Below are 16,371 nucleotides of genomic sequence, written 5' to 3'. Positions count from 1 at the left end.
CTCGGAGGCATGAGCACCGCAGCCGAGCACCCAGCCCCCGATCCCGCACCCGCAGCGCCGTCGGCGTCAGCCCCGGCCACAGCCCCGCGTTCGGCCCGCCCGGCGCCCCCGATCGTCCCGCCCGTCGTCTTCGACCGCGTGCCGTGGAAGCGGGTGGGCCTGTTCGTGGTCCTCGCCTACGCGATCTTCGCCGTGTTCGCCGCGCCCTTCTGGTTCCTGCCGGGCGGCATCGCGAATCCGCTGTTCACCCTCGTGATCGCGGTGGGCATGTGGGCGCCCGCGCTCGCCTCGATCATCATGGCCAAGGGCGTGGAGCGCACGAACTGGCGCACCCGCGTGGGGCTGCGCTTCCGCGGTCGCTGGCGCGGGATCATCGTCTGGTCCGTGCTCGGCGTGGTCGTGATCGCCGCGGTCGTCCTCGCGGGCGCCGTCCTGATGGTGCTGCGGGGCGTCCCGGGCGACCTCACCGGGCGCACCTGGCTCGGCATCGGCACCCGGCAGATCTCCGACCTCACGGGGACCGAGATCCCGCCGGTCGCCTTCGTCCTGGCCATGGCGTTCAACCTGGCGTTCGGCCTCGTGATCACGGTCCTCGCGACGCTCGGCGAGGAGATCGGCTGGCGGGGCTGGCTGTGGCCCGCCCTGTGGCCGCTCGGACGGGTGCGCGCCGCCCTCGTGATGGGCGTGATCTGGGCGCTCTGGCACACCCCGGTGATGGTGATCGGCTATAACTACCCCGGTGTCGCGCGCTGGATCGCGATCCCGTTCTTCATCCTCCCGTGCATCGCCATGTCGCTGCTGTTCTGCGGCCTCGCGGACCGCGCGGGCGGCAGCCCCCTCCCCTCGGCGTGGGCGCACTCGGCGGTCAACTCCCTGGGCTCGACGCTCATCGGGGTGGTCAGCACCCTGGCCACCGGCGCCGCCCTGAACCCGCTGATCGACACGCAGGCCGGGATCATCGGGGTCGTGCTGCTGCTCATCGCGGCCGCCGTCATCGTGCCGTGGCGGGCCCGGCGACCGATCGTGCGCGGACTGCCCTCCTCCGCTGCTGCTCCGGGCCAGGATGCGGAGATCCCGGCACCGCCCTCCCCGCGATCCGGCAGGATCGACGGGTGAGCATCGAGGGACCGGGCCGACCGGCCGACGCGGACGCGCAGCTCCTGGAGGAGCTGCGCTTCTCCGCATCCCTGTGCACGAGCGCCCTGGAGAGCGCGGGCACGGCCGGCGAGGAGCCGCTCGCCGCCGCCGCGCATCTGGTCGCCTCGGCCGACCGCACCCTGCACCGCTTCGTCGCCGCCGCTCGGGACCAGGGCACCTCGTGGGCGCAGATCGGGAGCGTCCTGGGGATCACGCGCCAGGCCGCGCAGAAGCGCTTCTCCGCCCCGCCGCAGCGGGTCCTCGCCGAGGCGGCGACGCCCGACCCCGCCCTGGTCGCGCGCGCCGTCGAGGTGATGGAGCACGCCGCAACTGGCGACGCCGCACTCCTCGATGCCATCGCGAGCCCCCGCATGCGCGCCGCGCTCGGCGAGGACGGCGCCGCCCCGGTGCTCGCCGGCGTGGAGCCGATCTTCGGCGCGTGCCTCTCCCGCGAGGCCCCCGAGGCCCGCGTGATCGCTCAGGTCACGCTGGTCAGCGCACGGGAGCATCGTGAGCGGGCCGACGCGATCGTGCGCGTGAGCCTCACCGCCGAGGGTCGGCTGCTCGGGCTGCACTACGACGTCGCCGAGCCGAGCACACCCGGCAGCCTCCAGAGCCCCTGAGATCCGTCGTCCGTTGGCCCCCTGCCCGGCCCTCTCGTACGAGAGGATGGAGGCATGGGTGAGCTGCTGGTGACGTACCTGGTCGTGGTCTTCGGACTCGGCCTGCTGGCGCGCCTGCTGCGGCTGCCCCCGCTCATCGGCTACCTGGGCGCCGGGTTCCTGCTCAACGCCCTGGGCGTCCCCGAGATCATCGGCCTGCCGATGCTCGCGGACCTCGGCGTCGCGCTCATGCTGTTCGCGATCGGTCTGCACCTGGACCTGCGCGTGCTGCTGCGCGTGGAGGTCTGGCTGACCGCGGGCGCGCACATGCTCGCGATGACGGTGATCGGGGCCGTGTTCCTCTCGGTGCTCGGGCTCGTCGGCCTCGTCGGCCCGGAGCCCCTCCACAAGCTGCTCGAGCTCGCCCTCGTGCTCTCGTTCTCCTCGACGATCATGGTGCTGAAGGTGCTCGCCGACCGCGACGACGAGCAGTCGCTGTACGGGCGCATCTGCATCGGCGTGCTGATCATGCAGGACGTCTTCGCGGTGGTGCTCATCGCGGTCTCCACGGGCAGCGCGCCGAGTCCCTGGTCGCTCGGCCTGCTCGTGATCGTGCCCGTGCTCATGGTCATCACCCGCCGCTGGCACCGTCTGGGCGACGGCGACCTGGGCGCCCTGTTCGGGCTCGCGATGGCGCTCGTGCCCGGGTATGCGCTCTTCGAGTACCTGGGCCTCTCGGGCGGGCTGGGCTCGCTGCTGATGGGCGTGGTCCTGTCCAAGCACACCGGCGCAGACAAGCTGGCCCGCACCATGTTCACGCTCAAGGAGCTGCTGCTGGTCTGCTTCTTCGTGGAGATCGGCTACGAGGGCGTGCCGACGCTGCGCGACGTGATCGACGGGCTGTCCCTGCTGCTCCTGCTGCCCGTGCAGGCGGCGATGTACTGGCTGCTGCTGTGGTGGCTGGGCCTGCGCAACCGCACCAGCGTGCTCGCCTCGCTGCTGCTGGCGAACTACTCGGAGTTCGCGCTGATCCTGGCGGCGGTGGGCGTGGACGCGGGCTGGCTCTCGACCGACTGGCTGAACGCCCTGGTGATCGCCGTGACCGGTGGGTTCGTGCTCTCCTCGCTGAGCAACCCGCTGGCGACCACGCTCGGGTCGCGCCTCGCGATGCGCCTGCCCAAGCGGGCGCCCCATCGTCTGCATCGCGACGACCGCCCCATCGATCTGGCCGACGCCGAGGCCGTGGTGCTCGGCATGGGCCGCGTGGGCCGGATGGCCTACCTGCAGCTGCGCGACGTGCACGGCTACCGGGTGCTGGGCGTCGAGCACGACGCGGCGCTCGTGAGCACCCTGCGGTCCCAGGGCTTCCGGGTCGTCGAGGGCGATGCGACCGACCGCGACTTCTGGTTGCGCGTGCGCGAGGACGCCGGCGTGGTCGTGGTGGTCCTCGCGATGCCCACGCAGACCGCGAACCTCGGGGCGCTCGACGAGCTGCGCCTGGTGGGCGGCGAGCGCCCGGGCCGCGTGATCGCCGCGATCGCGAAGTACGCGGAGGACGTCGACGAGTTCGAGCGGGCGGGCCTGTCCACCGTGGTCCACCTCTACGCGGGCGCCGGCGAGACCCTCGCCGATCGCGCGGCCGAGGCCCGCGAGGAGTGGACCCGCCCGATGCCTCCCCCGGACATCCCACCGGATACGTCGCCCGACGTCCCGCCCGGCTCGTCGTCGGATGCTCGGCCGGGACGCTCGGCCGATATCCCGCCGGGCCGGCTCCCGGGCCCGTCCCCCGAGCAGACGATGTGACCATGGCGAGCCGGTGAGGGACCAGTCAGCCCTCGAAGTACTCCGCCCGCTGCAAGTCCTCGAGCACGCCCGGTCCCGTCGGCTCCCAGCCCAGCTGCTCCCGGGTGAGAGCGCTCGACGCGGGGCGGTCCGAGGTCGCGTACGGGGTGAACGTCCCGAAGGCGCGCAGGGTGGCGAGGCCTCGCGTGCTCTCGGTCGGCACGCCGAGCCCGGCGCCGATGGCCTCGGCGATCGCCCGGAAGGGCACGCCCTCCTCGGCGACCGCGTCGTAGCGCGCTCCGGGGACGGCCCGCTCGACGGCGCCGACGAAGACGCGCGCGGCATCGGCGTGGTGCACGGCGGGGATCCGATTCGACCCGTCCCCTGCGAAGGCCGAGCGCTCGTGCCGACGGGCGAGGGCGATGAGGCGGGGCAGCGTGAAGCGGTCCCCCTCCCCGTGCACGCACGGCAGGCGCACCACCGACGTGTGCGCACCCTCCGCGGCGAGGCGCATGAGCGTCCGCTCGACGTTGCGCCCCAGCAGGCCCGCCCGGTCCGAGGCGCGGTCCTCCTCCGTGATCAGCGGGCCGACGGGCCGCACGGGGGCGAAGCCGCCCGCCGCGACCAGAGGGCGCGCACTGCCCGAGAACGCGTCCGCGATCGCCTCGAGCGCAGCGCGTCGGGATCCTCGAGGGACCCTCGCACCGGCTCCGCGCCGGCGGCCTCGAGGGCGTCGGCCGAGCGCTGCGAGCGGGCGAGGCCGAGCACATGGTGCCCGGCCTCCCGCAGCTCGCGCACCACCGCGGCGCCGATGAACCCGGTGCCGCCGGTGACCAGGACCTTCATCTCGTCCCTCTGCCTCCGCTCCGCACGCGCCTCAGGCGAGGCGGTAGAGCCAGCCGTGGCGGTCCTCGACGGTGCCCGTCTGGATGCCGGTGAGCTCCTCGCGCAGGGCCAGCGTGATCTCGCCGGAGCCGCCGTCGCCGACGGTCCACGAACCCTTCTGCGAGCGGAACTCGCCGATCGGGTTGATGACCGCTGCAGTGCCGCACGCGAACATCTCGACGATCTCGCCGCTGGTGATCTTCTCCGTCACCCAGTCCATGCTCATCTTCTGCTCGCCGGGCTCGAGGCCGCGGTCGCGGGCCAGCTGCAGGATCGAGTCGCGGGTGACGCCCTCGAGGATGGAGCCGGTGAGCTCGGGGGTGAGGATGCGCCCGTCGTTCGTGATCGCCATGACGTTCATGCCGGAGAGCTCGTCGATGGTCGTGTGGGTCTCGGAGTCCAGGAACAGGACCTCGTCGGCGCCGTGCTCGGCGGCCTCGTTCTTGCCCAGAAGCGAGGAGGCGTAGTTGCCGCCGCACTTGGCCGCGCCGGTGCCGCCGGCGCCGGCGCGGGCGTAGTTGTCGGAGACCCAGACCACGAGCGGCTGCACGCCGCGCGGGAAGTAGGCGCCGGCCGGCGAGGTGATCACGTAGTAGTCGACCTGCTGGGCGGCGCGCACGCCCAGGAACGCCTCGGAGGCGAACATGAACGGCCGGATGTACAGCGAGTCCTCGCCGCCGGCGGCGGGCACCCATGGCTCGTCGGCCGAGACCTGGGCCGTGAGCGACGCGAGGAAGTCCTCGGTGGGCAGCTCGGGCAGGGCGAGGCGGCGGGCGGAGCGCTGCATGCGCTCGGCGTTCTTCTCGGGACGGAAGGTCCACACGGAGCCGTCGGCGTGACGAAACGCCTTGAGGCCCTCGAAGATCTCCTGGGCGTAGTGGAAGACGGCCGCGGCCGGGCTCAGCGTGAGCGGGCCGAAGGGCACGACCTCGCCGCCGGTCCAGCCGTCCTCGGCCGTCCAGCGCGCGTGGGTCATGAAGTCGGTGAAGTGCTCGCCGAAGCCGGGCTTGGCGAGGACCGTCGCGCGGTCCTCGGCGGACTGGCTGCGGGTGGTCTCGGTGAGCGGGAACTCGAGATGGGACATGGAAGGACTCCTTCGGGGCGACGTGTGCAGGATACGGCGGGGCGGGGGCGATGCGGCGCGGGTGCGGGCGATGCGCCGGCGACAGGGATGCGGCCGGCGGGCGACGGGTCGACGGCCGGCTGGCCGACGACACCGATGCTGCCGACGGGCCCGTGGTGCCGATGCGCCCGGCGGGGCGGGCCGACGGGGGCGGGTGCCCTCGTCAGCCCTCGCGTACGGCCGCGTCGCCGGATACGCCTGCGACCAGGGCGTCGCCGATCTGCGTGGTCGTGCGCGCGCCGAGCTCGGCGCGGCGGGAGAGGTCCTCGTCGACGGCTGCGCGCACGAGGGCGGCGGCGTCGGCGAATCCCTGCTGCTCGAGCAGGAGGGCGACGGAGAGCACCGTCGCCGTGGGGTCGGCCTTCTGCTGGCCGGCGATGTCCGGCGCGGAGCCGTGCACGGGCTCGAACATCGAGGGGAAGGCGCCCGTGGGGTTGATGTTGCCGCTCGCGGCGAGCCCGATGCCGCCGCTGATCGCGCCGGCGAGGTCGGTGAGGATGTCGCCGAAGAGGTTGTCGGTGACGATCACGTCGAAGCGCGCGGGGTCGGTGACCAGGAAGATGGTCGCGGCGTCCACGTGCAGGTAGTCGACGGCGACATCGGGGTGCTCGGCGCCGACCTTCTCGACGATCCGGCGCCACAGGTGCCCGGCGTTCACGAGCACGTTGTGCTTGTGGACGAGGGTGAGCTTCTGGCGGCGCGCCTCGGCCTGGTCGAAGGCGAAGCGGACCACGCGCTCGACGCCCACGGCGGTGTTCAGCGAGACCTCGGTGGCGACCTCGAGGTCCGTGCCCTCGCGCATGGTGCCGCCGTTGCCCACGTAGGGGCCCTCGGTGCCCTCGCGCACCACGACGAAGTCGACGTCGCCGGGGTCGGCGAGCGGCGAGGTGACGCCGGGGGCGAGGCGCGTGGGGCGCAGGTTCGCGAAGTGGTCGAAGCCGAAGCGGAGCTTCAGCAGCATCCCGCGCTCGAGGATCCCGGAGGGGATGTCGGGATCGCCGACGGCTCCCAGCAGGATCGCGTCGTGCTGGGCGAGCTGCTCCATGTCCTCGTCGGTGAGGGTCTCACCGGTGCGGTGCCAGCGGCCCGCGCCGAGGTCGAAGTCGGTGGTCTCGACCTCGACGCCCTCGGGCGCGAGGGCGGCGCGCAGCACCTTGAGACCCTCGGGGACGACCTCGTGGCCGATCCCGTCGCCCTCGATGACGGCGAGTCGGATGCTCTTCGTGCTGCTCATGGCTCCTGCGTTCTCCTTCGTCGGATCTGCGGTGGTGCCGGCGGGGCGTCGGCGCGCGACGCCTCGCCGGGTGGGTTCAGTAGGTGATGTCGACCGCGAGCGAGGCGCTCGCGCCGACGGCCTCGCCGATGCGGTCGGCGAGGTCCTGGTCGACGCTCTGGTCGAGGTTGAGGACCACGAGGACCTCTCCCCCGCGCTCCTCGCCGCGGCGGGAGACCTGCATGCCGGCGATGTTCACGTCGGCGTCGCCGAGGAGCGCGCCGTAGGCGCCCACGAGCCCCGGGCGGTCCTGATAGGTGATGAGCAGGAGGTGGTCGCTGAGCTGGACGTCGAGCTCGAGCCCGTCGACCTCGGTGAGCTTCTGCGACTGCTCGGTGCCCGAGAGGGTGCCGGAGACGGAGACCACGCGGCCGTCGCGCAGGGTGCCGCGGATCTGCACCACGTTGCGGAAGCGCTCGGAGTCCTCGCTGGTCACGAGGTCCACGCGGATGCCGCGCTCCTCGGCGAGGACCGGCGCGTTGACGTAGCTGACCTGCTCGGTGACGACCTGGCGGAACACGCCGCGCAGGGCGGAGAGCTTGAGTGCGGTGACGTCGCGGGTGGCGATCTCCCCGCGCACCACGACCTCGAGCAGCTCGGGCCCCTCGGCGGCGATCGCGGTGAACAGCTGGCCCAGGCGGTCGGCGAGGGCGATGCCGGGCCGCACGAGGTCGTCGATCGCGCCGCCGGCGACGTTCACGGCGTCGGGCACGAGCTCGCCGGCCAGCGCCAGGCGCACGGAGCGGGCGACGGCGACGCCGGCCTTCTCCTGGGCCTCGGCGGTGGAGGCTCCCAGGTGCGGGGTGAGGGTGATGTTCGGGAGGCCGAGCAGCTTCGCGGCGGTCTCGGACGAGGCCGGGGGCTCGCTCGAGTAGACGTCGAGGCCGGCGCCGGCGATCCTGCCGGTGCTCAGGGCGTCGAAGAGCGCCTCCTCGTCGATGAGGCCGCCGCGGGCGGCGTTGACGACGTGGAGGTTCGGCTTGGCGATCGCGAACTGCTCGGCGCCGATGAGGCCGACGGTCTCCGGGGTGCGCGGCATGTGCACGGTGACGACGTCCGCCGTGCGCATGAGCTCGTCGAGCTCGACGACGCGGGCGCCGAGGTCGGCCGCGCGCGCGTGGTTGATGTACGGGTCGTAGGCGAGCAGGTTCACGCCGAAGGGGCGCAGGCGCTCGGCGACGAGCTGGCCGATGCGCCCGAAGCCGACGATGCCGACGGTCTTCTCGAGGAGCTCGACGCCGGTGAGCTGCTTGCGCTCCCACTTGCCGGCCTTCACGGAGGCGTCGGCACGGCCGAGGTTGCGCAGCGAGGCGAGGATCAGGGTGATCGCGAGCTCGGCGGCGGAGACGATGTTCGAGGTGGGGGCGTTGATCACCATGACGCCGGCGGCGGTCGCGGCGGGCACGTCCACGTTGTCCAGCCCCACGCCCGCACGGGCGACGACCTTGAGATGGTCGGCGGCGGCGAACACCTCGGCGTCCACCTGGGTGGCCGAGCGCACCAGGATCGCGTCGGCGTCCTTGACGGCCGACAGCAGCGAGGGACGGTCGGTGCCGTCCACGGTCTGGATCTCGACGTCGGACCCCAGGACCTCGAGGGTCGCGGGCGACAGCTCCTCTGCGATGAGCACGACGGGACGCGTCACGGAATCTCCTCCGGTGCGGATGGCGGTCGTCGCACGCATCCTCGAGAGCGACGGGTACAGGGACAGCCTAGACCGCTGTCCGCCATGCGGGCGGGAGGTTCATCGGGTGAGACGGGGCCGGCGGGCACGCGAACGGCGGGCCCTCCCCTCAGGGAGAGCCCGCCGTCGTGGATCAGCCGATCAGCGGGGATCAGCGCGCCGCGCTGCCCTCGACGTAGTCGGAGTCCAGCTGGTCGTTGTTCCAGGAGAACATGCCGCGCAGCTCCTTGCCGACCTTCTCGATCGGGTGGGCGGCCTCCTTCTCGCGCAGCTGCTTGAACTCGGGCGCGCCCTTGTCCTGGTCGTCGATGAAGCGCTTGGCGAAGGCGCCGTCCTGGATGTCGGAGAGGACGTCCTTCATGGCCTGCTTGGTCTCGGAGGTGACCACGCGGGGGCCGGAGACGTAGTCGCCGTACTCGGCGGTGTCCGAGCAGGACCAGCGCTGCTTGGTGATGCCGCCCTCGTTCATGAGGTCGACAATCAGCTTGAGCTCGTGGAGCACCTCGAAGTAGGCGATCTCCGGCTGGTAGCCGGCCTCGGTGAGCGTCTCGAAGCCCGCCTGGACCAGGTGGCTCACGCCGCCGCAGAGGACGGACTGCTCGCCGAACAGGTCGGTCTCGGTCTCCTCGGTGAAGGAGGTCTTGATGACGCCCGCGCGGGTGCCGCCGATGCCCTTGGCGTAGCTGAGCGCGAGGTCCCAGGCCTGGCCGGTCGCATCCTGCTCGACGCCGACGATGTCCGGGATGCCGCGGCCGCCCTCGAACTCGCGGCGCACGGTGTGGCCGGGAGCCTTGGGGGCGATGAGGATGACGTCCACATCGGTCGGGGGCTTGATGAGGTCGTAGCGGATGTTGAAGCCGTGCGCGAAGGCGAGCGCCTTGCCCGCCGACAGGTTCGGCTCGATCGACTCGGCGTAGATGGAGCGCTGGGTCTGGTCGGGCGCGAGGACCATGATGACGTCGGCCCACGCGGTCGCGTCGGCCACGTTCTTGACCTCGAAGCCGAGCTCCTGGGCCTTCTCGGTCGAGCTCGAGCCGTCACGCAGGGCGATGACGACCTCGACGCCGCTGTCGCGGAGGTTCAGGGCGTGCGCGTGCCCCTGGGAGCCGAAGCCGACGATCGCGACCTTCTTGCCCTGGATGATGGACAGGTCTGCGTCGTCGTCGTAGAAGATCTCGGCCACAATGTGCTCCTTCGTTGGTGTGTCGGCTGTTCGGGCGACGCTCTCATCGTAGTCCGGGGACAGCCTGGCGTGTCTTACGTGTTGAGAAGTGGGCTTCGGATTCTGAGACCGGCCGGACGATCAGTCGGGCAGGAACTCCTCGACGAGCGACTCGGGCCCGCGGCTGATCGCGACGGCGCCGGACTTCACGATCTCGCGGATCCCGAAGGGCTCGAGCATGTCCAGCAGCGCGACGAGCTTGTCCTCGGTGCCGGTGGCCTCGATGGTCACGGCCTCCGCGCCGGCGTTGACGACCTTCGCGCGGAACATCTGCACGATCTCGAGGACCGAGGTGCGGGTCGCGTTGTCGGCCCCGACCTTCACGAGCACCAGCTCGCGCTGCACGGTGCGGCGCGGCTCGAGGTGCACGATGCGCAGCACGTTCACGAGCTTGTCGAGCTGGCGCACGATCTGCTCGAGCGGCTGCTCGGCGACGTCGACGACCACGGTGATCCGGGAGATCTCCGGGTGCTCCGTCGGGCCGACGGCGAGGGAGGAGATGTTGAACCCGCGGCGCGCGAACAGCGCCGAGACGCGGGTGAGCACGCCCGGCTTGTTCTCGACCAGCACCGAGAGGGTCTGGGTGTCGTGCAGCGCCGCGGCGTCCGCGCGGGAGCTGCCCTGCGTGCTGTCGGGACGGGGGTCGTTCGTGGTGGTGTCCATGGCTCAGATGTCCCTCTCCCACTCGGGGCTCATGCCCTGGGCGATCTGGATCTCGTCGTTGGAGACGCCGGAGGGCACCATCGGCCACACCATGGCGTCCGCGCTGACCGTGAAGTCGATGACGACGGGGCGGTCGTTGATCTCCATGGCCTGCTGGATGGTCGCGTCGATGTCCTCGTCCCGCTCGCAGCGCAGGCCCGCGGCCCCGTACGCCTCGGCGAGCTTCACGAAGTCCGGGACGCGGCGCGTGCCGTGCCCCGTGTTCAGGTCCGTGTGGGAGTAGCGGCGGTCGTAGAACAGGTTCTGCCACTGGCGCACCATGCCCAGGGAGCTGTTGTTGATGATCGCGACCTTGATCGGGATGTCGTTGATGACGCAGGTCGCGAGCTCCTGGTTGGTCATCTGGAAGCAGCCGTCACCGTCGATCGCCCACACGACGCGATCGGGCGCGCCGACCTTCGCGCCCATCGCCGCGGGCACCGAGTAGCCCATGGTGCCCAGGCCGCCGGAGTTGATCCAGGAGTTCGGGCGCTCGTAGTGGATGAACTGGCTGGACCACATCTGGTGCTGCCCCACACCGGAGACGAAGATCGACTCCGGCCCGGAGATCTCCCCGATCCGGGAGATCACCTTCTGCGGCGCGGTGTAGCCGTCGTCGGTCGCGGTCCAGCCCAGCGGGTAGGTCTCGCGCAGGTTGTCGAGCACGCGCCACCAGGCGTCCAGGTCCGGGTGGCCCTCGCGCTCGATGCGCTCGCGCAGCTCTCCCGTCAGCGCTGTGGCCGCGGCGCCCGCGTCCGCGATGATCGAGACGTCGGCGTGGCGGTTCTTGTCGATCTCCGCGGGGTCGATGTCGATGTGCACGACCTTGGCGCGCGGGGCGAAGGAGTCCAGCCGCCCGGTGACGCGATCGTCGAAGCGGGCGCCGATGGCGATGATGAGATCGGCGCGCTGCAGGGCGGAGACCGCCGCGACGCTGCCGTGCATGCCGGGCATCCCCAGGTGATGGGGATGGGAGTCCGGCAGCGCGCCGCGACCCATGAGGGTGGTGGTGATCGGGCCGTCGGTGACGTCCACGAGCTCGCGCACGGCATCGCTCGCGCCGGCGCGGATCACGCCGCCGCCCACGAGGAACGCGGGGCGCTCGCTGGCCATGATGAGCTCGGCCGCCTCGCGCACCGAGCGCGTGGAGGGCTCGGTGTGGGGGCGGTACCCGGGCAGCTCCTCGTCCTCGGGCCACACGAAGTCGGTGATGCCCTGCTGGGCGTCCTTGGTGACGTCCACGAGCACGACGCCGGGCCGGCCCGTCGAGGCGATGTGGAAGGCCTGCTTGATGACGCGGGGGATCTCCGCGGGGTCCTTGACCAGGAAGTTGTGCTTGGTGACGGGCATCGTCATGCCGACGATGTCCGCCTCCTGGAAGGCGTCGGTGCCGATGAACATCGAGCCGACCTGACCGGTGATCGCGACCATCGGGATCGAGTCCATCTGAGCGTCGGCGATCGCCGTGATGAGGTTCGTGGCGCCGGGACCGGAGGTCGCCATGCACACGCCGACCTTCCCGGTCGCGTGCGCGTAGCCGCTGGCCGCGTGCCCCGCGCCCTGCTCGTGGCGCACCAGGACGTGCTGCAGGGTCTCCGCATCCATGAGCGGGTCGTAAGTGGGCAGGATGGCCCCGCCGGGAAGGCCGAAGACGACGTCGGCCCCCGCGTGCTCGAGCGACATGATCAGTGATGCGGCGCCGGTGACTCTCGTGCCTGTCATCGGAACTCCTTCGGTCTTCGCGGATGGGGCTGTGCAGATCCTCGGCCGATGTCCCCCGCTCCACCCATGGCGGGGACTGGGCCCCGCGTGGGCATCAAAAAGCCCCTCGGCCTGGGGCTCTCGAGGGGCGCGCGGGACGTCTCGTCGTCGAACGGTGGCGTCAGCCGCGCTCTGGAAGTACGAGAATGATCGTCTGCATGCTGGCGACTGTAGTGCGCCCCACACCCGCGCGGCAAACCGTCCACCCTGTGGGACGGGCGCTCAGAGCAGTCGCCGCGAGAGCGCCCACGCCGTGAGCTCGTGCCGCGAGGACAGCTGCAGCTTGCGCAGCACGCTCGACACGTGCGTCTCCACGGTCTTGATGGAGATGAACAGCTCGGAGGCGACCTCCTTGTAGGCGTACCCCTGGGCGATCAGACGCATCACCTCCTGCTCTCGACGGGTGAGACGGTCCAGCTCCTCGTCGCTCGCGGCCTCCTCTCCCCCGGCGGCCCCGAAGGCGTCGAGCACGAAGCCCGCGAGCAGCGGCGAGAACACCGCGTCGCCGGCCACCACCCGGTGCAGGGCCGCGGAGACGTCGGCGCCCGAGGTGCTCTTGGTGAGGTACCCGCGGGCTCCGGCGCGGATCACGCGCACCACGTCGTCGGCCGCGTCGGAGACGCTGAGGGCGAGGAACACCGGCGGGCGTCCCGCCGTCGTCGTGTCCGCCCCGGGCACCGCAGTCACCCCGTGCGCGACGGACGCACCGGGAGCGGGGGACGCACCGGGCGCCGACCGCTCGACGCCCGTGGTGCGGGCGATCACCTCCGCGCCGCCGCCTCCGCGCCCACCGGGGAGATGGACGTCCAGCAGCACGGTCACCGGACGGAGCTCCCGGATCGCCTCGACCGCCTCCTCGACCGTTCCGGCCTCGCCCAGCACGTCGATGTCCGCGGACAGCTCCGCCCGCAGCCCGGAGCGGAAGATCGAATGGTCGTCGACGATGAGAGTGGTCAGGCGCTCGGCCGCGGGGGTGCTGGACGTGGTGCTCATCGGTGCTCCTGGTGCGGCGGGGCGGGGGTCGACTCTGCGGAGGGGGCGGGTGCTCGCTCGTTCTCGCCCGCGTCCCGGGCCCGTGGGAGGCGCAGCACGACGCGCGTCCCGGTGCCGCCGGGCCCGGGCTGGATCCGCGCGCTGCCTCCCAGGCGCCGCATGCGGCCGATGATCGACTCCCGCACCCCCAGCCGCTCCGGGCCGATGGATGCGAGATCGAAGCCGGGGCCGCGATCGGAGACGGTCACCTCGAGCATCCCGTCCGACGCCTCGGAGAACACGCTGATCGTGCCCCCGGCGTGCCGGGCGGCGTTCAACATCGCCTCCCGGGCCGCGGCGAGCAGTCCTTCCGGCGCCTCCGGCACGGCGCGACCGGTGGAGACCACGTCGATCCTCACCGCGTGCTCCTGCTCGCACTGCATGGCCGCGCGCCGGAGCTCGGAGGCGAGGTCGAGCGGCCCGTCGGCCCCGTTGCCGGTGGTCTCGGCGAACAGCCAGCTGCGCAGTTCGCGCTCCTGTCCGCGCGCCAGCCGCGAGGCCTCGGATCCGGGCTCCGCCTTCTGCTGGATCAGGGCCAGCGTCTGCAGCACCGAGTCATGGAGATGGGCGGCGAACTCCGCCCGCTCCACCTCCCGGGCGCGTGCGGCGCGCTCCTCGGCGAGGTCGCGCACCAGGCGCACGGCCCAGGGCGCGAGGACCACGCCGACGCCCAGCAGCACGGAGGTCGCCGCCACGAACACGGTCCAGACGTTCGGCTCGGCGTCGGAGACGAAGAACAGCAGGATCCCGAGCACCACGAGGGCGAGAGCCCCGGCGACCCGTGCGATCTGCGCCGACGGGCCGCTCGCGCGTCCGATGCGGAGCTCGTGGAGCTGCCGCCAGGCGAGTCCGGCGCCGATGAGCACGAACACGGCGGGCACGAAGAACGCCAGTGGGATCTGCGCTCCCATGCGCGATGCGACCATGGCGCCGCCCGCGAGCAGCAGGGCGAGTCCGAGGAGGATCTCGGTGACGGGTGCCCGCCCCAGCGCGGACCGGCTCGACGAGCCGTCCCGGGCCTGATCGCGCGCCTGTTCGTCCTCGGCGCCCGCCGCGCTCGCATCCGTCGCGGGTGACGCCGCCCGGGTGAGAGGAGCGCGCAGCGCCGGGGCGTCCGTCCGGGCGAGGGGCGTCGTCGCCCACAGCCACACGTACAGCAGGGCCCCGGCGCCGCCCGTCGCGGTGAGCACGCAGGCTCCGGCGCGGACAGCGGCCAGGGGCAGGCCCGTGTGCTCGGCGAGACCCGCGCACACTCCTGCCACGGCATGCTGCCGGGGCCGGATGATCCTGGTCGTCCTCACGCCCTCATCCAAGCAGGCGCGGGTCCCTCCCGGCACCGCCCCGGGGCCGATCCCAGGGTTCTGCCCCGACATCCCAGGGGGTTCTCGGGGTGCTCCCCGATGGTGCGGCGCCCTCCGCCCGGGAATGCTGGAGCCATGACGAACCCTCCCCACGGCCCCGACTCCCCCGGCCCCTCCCCGGACGCACCGCACGGCGAGAGCGCGCCCCAGCCAGACGGCGCGGCACCCACCGACGGCGCGGCACCCACCGAGGGCGAGGCGCCGGGTCCCCGCTTCGGCTTCTTCGCCTGGATGCGCGGCATCGGACTGGTGCGCAGCGACGAGCGCTGGATCGCCGGCGTGTGCGGCGCCGTCTCCGAGCGCACGGGCCTGGACCCCCTGCTGGTGCGCGGGATCGCGATCGTCGTCGCGCTCCTCGGCGGACCCGTGCTCATCGCCTACGCGATCGGCTGGGCGCTGCTCCCCGACAGCCGGGACGAGATCGTGCTCGAGGATCTCTTCGCCGGGATCTTCGCCCCCGCGCAGATCGCGATCGGGGTGCTGTTCGTCCTGGGCCTCACCCCCTACGGTCAGGGGCTGTGGTGGCGGGGCGCGCCGGACTGGTGGAGCATGCCGGGCTGGCTCGAGACAACCATGCGCACCGCCTGGGCCCTCGTGCTCGTCGGCATCCTGTTCTGGCTCGTCGTGCTCATCGCACGCCGCACCGGCGACCACGCCGGCCAGGGCCCCGACCGTCCGCACGGGACACGCGGGACGCGCAGCGGGTCCGCCGGCACCGCGAGGGGCGCCGGGCACCACGGCTCCTCCTTCCAGGAGCGGACGGCCGATCGGCGCGCCCACGAGGAGGATCTGCGACACCGTCGTGAGGAGAGGCTCGCCGAGCGCGCGGCGAGGTGGCGCAGACGCCAGCCCTCCGCCGGGTTCGTCGCGATCGGACTCGGCGCGGCCCTGGTGATCGGTGCGCTCGTCGCCCTCTCCGCCCAGGTTCTGGGGTGGTCCGACGCTCCGCTCATCGTGGGTCTCGCTGGTGCCCTTGCGATCCTCGCGATCGCCACCGTGGTGGCGGGGATCCGCGGACGGGAGAGCGGCGGCCTGGGTCTGTTCTCCTTCATCGCCGTGATCGCCCTGGTCGTCTTCGGGGTCGTCCCCGCCGGCACGCAGATCAGCCCCTTCGGCGACACCCAGTGGAGGGTGGACGGGCAGAGCACCGGCACGACCGAGCGCTTCGCGATGATCGCCGGGAGCCCCGGCCTGGACCTGCGCGACCTGTCGCCCGCTGATCGCGGAGGCGACGTGGAGATGTGGCTGGGAGCGGGGACCACCCAGGTGCTCCTGCCCGAGGACGTCCCCGTGCGCGTGGAGGTCGACGGCCTGGTCGCGGGGGTCCGCACCCCCGACGCTCGCGACTCACAACCCGACGGGACCTTGCTCGCCTCGACCGAGCTCGAGAACCCGGCGGCGCGCACCGCCGACGAGCAGGACATCACGACCGTGCACGTGCGCGTGCTGTTCGGCACCGCCGACATCGACATCCAGGAGACCCCGTGACCGAGCACCAGCCTTTCGACCCCGCACGAGGGCCCGACACGAGCGCCGACCACATCCCGGAGCAGTCGGACGATGACCACGACGCCGACGGGCTGAACAGGCAGGAACGGCGCGGCCCTGTGTTCGGGACGATCTTCTGGGGAGCGCTGCTGCTGGTCATCGCGTTCATCGTCGGCATCCGAGCCATCCCCGCCGTCTCGGTCGATCCGACGGTGCTGCTGATCGGGGCGGTGGTGGCGCTGGGGTGCCTGCTGGTGGTCGCCGGCGTCGCGGCCGCCCTGCGCCGGCCCCGCCGCTGACCGGGTTGCGGCGGCCGCAC

The 16,371-nt window shown here is 72.3% G+C and carries 15 protein-coding genes; 5 read left to right on the top strand and 10 right to left on the bottom strand.

Annotation, left to right across the window (positions count from 1 at the left end; translation table 11 throughout):
• The first annotated feature begins 9 nt into the window (after positions 1-9).
• From Bra3105_RS01025 to Bra3105_RS01015, 3 genes are read left to right on the top strand one after another with little or no spacing between them, the layout of a single operon-like run.
• On the top strand, positions 10-1,116 hold the full coding sequence (locus Bra3105_RS01025) for a CPBP family intramembrane glutamic endopeptidase (protein ID WP_228358250.1): 1,107 nt from the start codon (positions 10-12) through the stop codon (positions 1,114-1,116).
• Positions 1,113-1,760 carry a hypothetical protein gene (locus Bra3105_RS01020; protein WP_228358249.1) on the top strand — a complete coding sequence of 216 codons (648 nt, stop codon included), beginning with the start codon at positions 1,113-1,115 and terminating at the stop codon, positions 1,758-1,760. Before Bra3105_RS01025 ends, Bra3105_RS01020 begins: the two co-directional genes overlap by 4 nt.
• Positions 1,761-1,814: 54 nt before the next feature.
• Positions 1,815-3,542, top strand: coding sequence for a cation:proton antiporter family protein (locus tag Bra3105_RS01015; protein ID WP_228358248.1), 1,728 nt, complete (start codon positions 1,815-1,817; stop codon positions 3,540-3,542).
• 25 nt (positions 3,543-3,567) lie between these two features.
• Here Bra3105_RS01015 and Bra3105_RS01010 read toward each other — a convergent pair whose 3' ends face one another.
• The 10 genes from Bra3105_RS01010 to Bra3105_RS00965 form a co-directional block, all read right to left on the bottom strand.
• Positions 3,568-4,122: a Rossmann-fold NAD(P)-binding domain-containing protein gene (locus Bra3105_RS01010; RefSeq protein WP_228358247.1), complete on the bottom strand. Its 555-nt coding sequence runs from the start codon at positions 4,120-4,122 to the stop codon at positions 3,568-3,570.
• Complete coding sequence (locus tag Bra3105_RS01005) at positions 4,101-4,367, bottom strand: NAD-dependent epimerase/dehydratase family protein (RefSeq protein WP_228358246.1); 267 nt, start codon at positions 4,365-4,367, stop codon at positions 4,101-4,103. The genes Bra3105_RS01010 and Bra3105_RS01005 overlap by 22 nt, the downstream gene beginning before the upstream one ends.
• Before the next feature lie 31 nt (positions 4,368-4,398).
• Positions 4,399-5,490, bottom strand: a complete 1,092-nt coding sequence (locus Bra3105_RS01000) for a branched-chain amino acid aminotransferase (protein ID WP_228358245.1) — start codon at positions 5,488-5,490, stop codon at positions 4,399-4,401.
• Positions 5,491-5,692: 202 nt separating this feature from the next.
• Positions 5,693-6,763 carry a 3-isopropylmalate dehydrogenase gene (locus Bra3105_RS00995; RefSeq protein WP_228358244.1) on the bottom strand — a complete coding sequence of 357 codons (1,071 nt, stop codon included), beginning with the start codon at positions 6,761-6,763 and terminating at the stop codon, positions 5,693-5,695.
• Between the two features lie 76 nt (positions 6,764-6,839).
• Positions 6,840-8,447 carry a phosphoglycerate dehydrogenase gene (serA, locus tag Bra3105_RS00990; RefSeq protein ID WP_228358243.1) on the bottom strand — a complete coding sequence of 536 codons (1,608 nt, stop codon included), beginning with the start codon at positions 8,445-8,447 and terminating at the stop codon, positions 6,840-6,842.
• Between the two features lie 190 nt (positions 8,448-8,637).
• Entirely contained in the window at positions 8,638-9,669 is a 1,032-nt protein-coding gene (ilvC, locus tag Bra3105_RS00985; RefSeq protein WP_228358242.1) for a ketol-acid reductoisomerase, read from the bottom strand.
• Positions 9,670-9,789: 120 nt separating this feature from the next.
• Positions 9,790-10,371, bottom strand: coding sequence for an acetolactate synthase small subunit (gene ilvN, locus Bra3105_RS00980; protein WP_228358241.1), 582 nt, complete (start codon positions 10,369-10,371; stop codon positions 9,790-9,792).
• Positions 10,372-10,374: 3 nt separating this feature from the next.
• The gene (locus tag Bra3105_RS00975) at positions 10,375-12,132 is read right to left on the bottom strand and encodes an acetolactate synthase large subunit (protein WP_228358240.1); all 1,758 of its coding nucleotides are present in this window, start codon (positions 12,130-12,132) and stop codon (positions 10,375-10,377) included.
• Between the two features lie 261 nt (positions 12,133-12,393).
• Positions 12,394-13,164, bottom strand: coding sequence for a LuxR C-terminal-related transcriptional regulator (locus Bra3105_RS00970; RefSeq protein WP_228358239.1), 771 nt, complete (start codon positions 13,162-13,164; stop codon positions 12,394-12,396).
• Positions 13,161-14,504, bottom strand: coding sequence for an ATP-binding protein (locus Bra3105_RS00965; protein ID WP_228358238.1), 1,344 nt, complete (start codon positions 14,502-14,504; stop codon positions 13,161-13,163). Before Bra3105_RS00965 ends, Bra3105_RS00970 begins: the two co-directional genes overlap by 4 nt.
• A gap of 135 nt (positions 14,505-14,639) precedes the next feature.
• On the opposite strand from Bra3105_RS00965, the gene Bra3105_RS00960 reads away from it, so the two are divergent.
• Together Bra3105_RS00960 and Bra3105_RS00955 are read left to right on the top strand one after the other, a co-directional pair.
• Complete coding sequence (locus Bra3105_RS00960) at positions 14,640-16,052, top strand: PspC domain-containing protein (RefSeq protein ID WP_228358237.1); 1,413 nt, start codon at positions 14,640-14,642, stop codon at positions 16,050-16,052.
• On the top strand, positions 16,049-16,351 hold the full coding sequence (locus Bra3105_RS00955) for a hypothetical protein (protein WP_228358236.1): 303 nt from the start codon (positions 16,049-16,051) through the stop codon (positions 16,349-16,351). Before Bra3105_RS00960 ends, Bra3105_RS00955 begins: the two co-directional genes overlap by 4 nt.
• The last annotated feature ends 20 nt before the right edge of the window (positions 16,352-16,371 follow it).

Source organism: Brachybacterium halotolerans subsp. kimchii (assembly GCF_020792675.1).
GTDB classification, from domain to species: Bacteria; Actinomycetota; Actinomycetes; order Actinomycetales; family Dermabacteraceae; genus Brachybacterium; species Brachybacterium halotolerans.
Note: the sequence above shows the minus strand (reverse complement) of the source record. Positions and strands in the feature narration are given on the sequence as shown.

Excerpts from the sequence above, each read along its gene's own strand:
- Bra3105_RS01025 (WP_228358250.1), top strand. The coding sequence starts at position 10 with ATGAGCACCGCAGCCGAGCACCCAGCCCCCGATCCCGCACCCGCAGCG.
- Bra3105_RS01015 (WP_228358248.1), top strand. The coding sequence starts at position 1,815 with ATGGGTGAGCTGCTGGTGACGTACCTGGTCGTGGTCTTCGGACTCGGC.
- Bra3105_RS01005 (WP_228358246.1), bottom strand. The coding sequence starts at position 4,367 with ATGAAGGTCCTGGTCACCGGCGGCACCGGGTTCATCGGCGCCGCGGTG.
- Bra3105_RS01000 (WP_228358245.1), bottom strand. The coding sequence starts at position 5,490 with ATGTCCCATCTCGAGTTCCCGCTCACCGAGACCACCCGCAGCCAGTCC.
- Bra3105_RS00995 (WP_228358244.1), bottom strand. The coding sequence starts at position 6,763 with ATGAGCAGCACGAAGAGCATCCGACTCGCCGTCATCGAGGGCGACGGG.
- ilvN (WP_228358241.1), bottom strand. The coding sequence starts at position 10,371 with ATGGACACCACCACGAACGACCCCCGTCCCGACAGCACGCAGGGCAGC.
- Bra3105_RS00975 (WP_228358240.1), bottom strand. The coding sequence starts at position 12,132 with ATGACAGGCACGAGAGTCACCGGCGCCGCATCACTGATCATGTCGCTC.
- Bra3105_RS00970 (WP_228358239.1), bottom strand. The coding sequence starts at position 13,164 with ATGAGCACCACGTCCAGCACCCCCGCGGCCGAGCGCCTGACCACTCTC.
- Bra3105_RS00960 (WP_228358237.1), top strand. The coding sequence starts at position 14,640 with ATGACGAACCCTCCCCACGGCCCCGACTCCCCCGGCCCCTCCCCGGAC.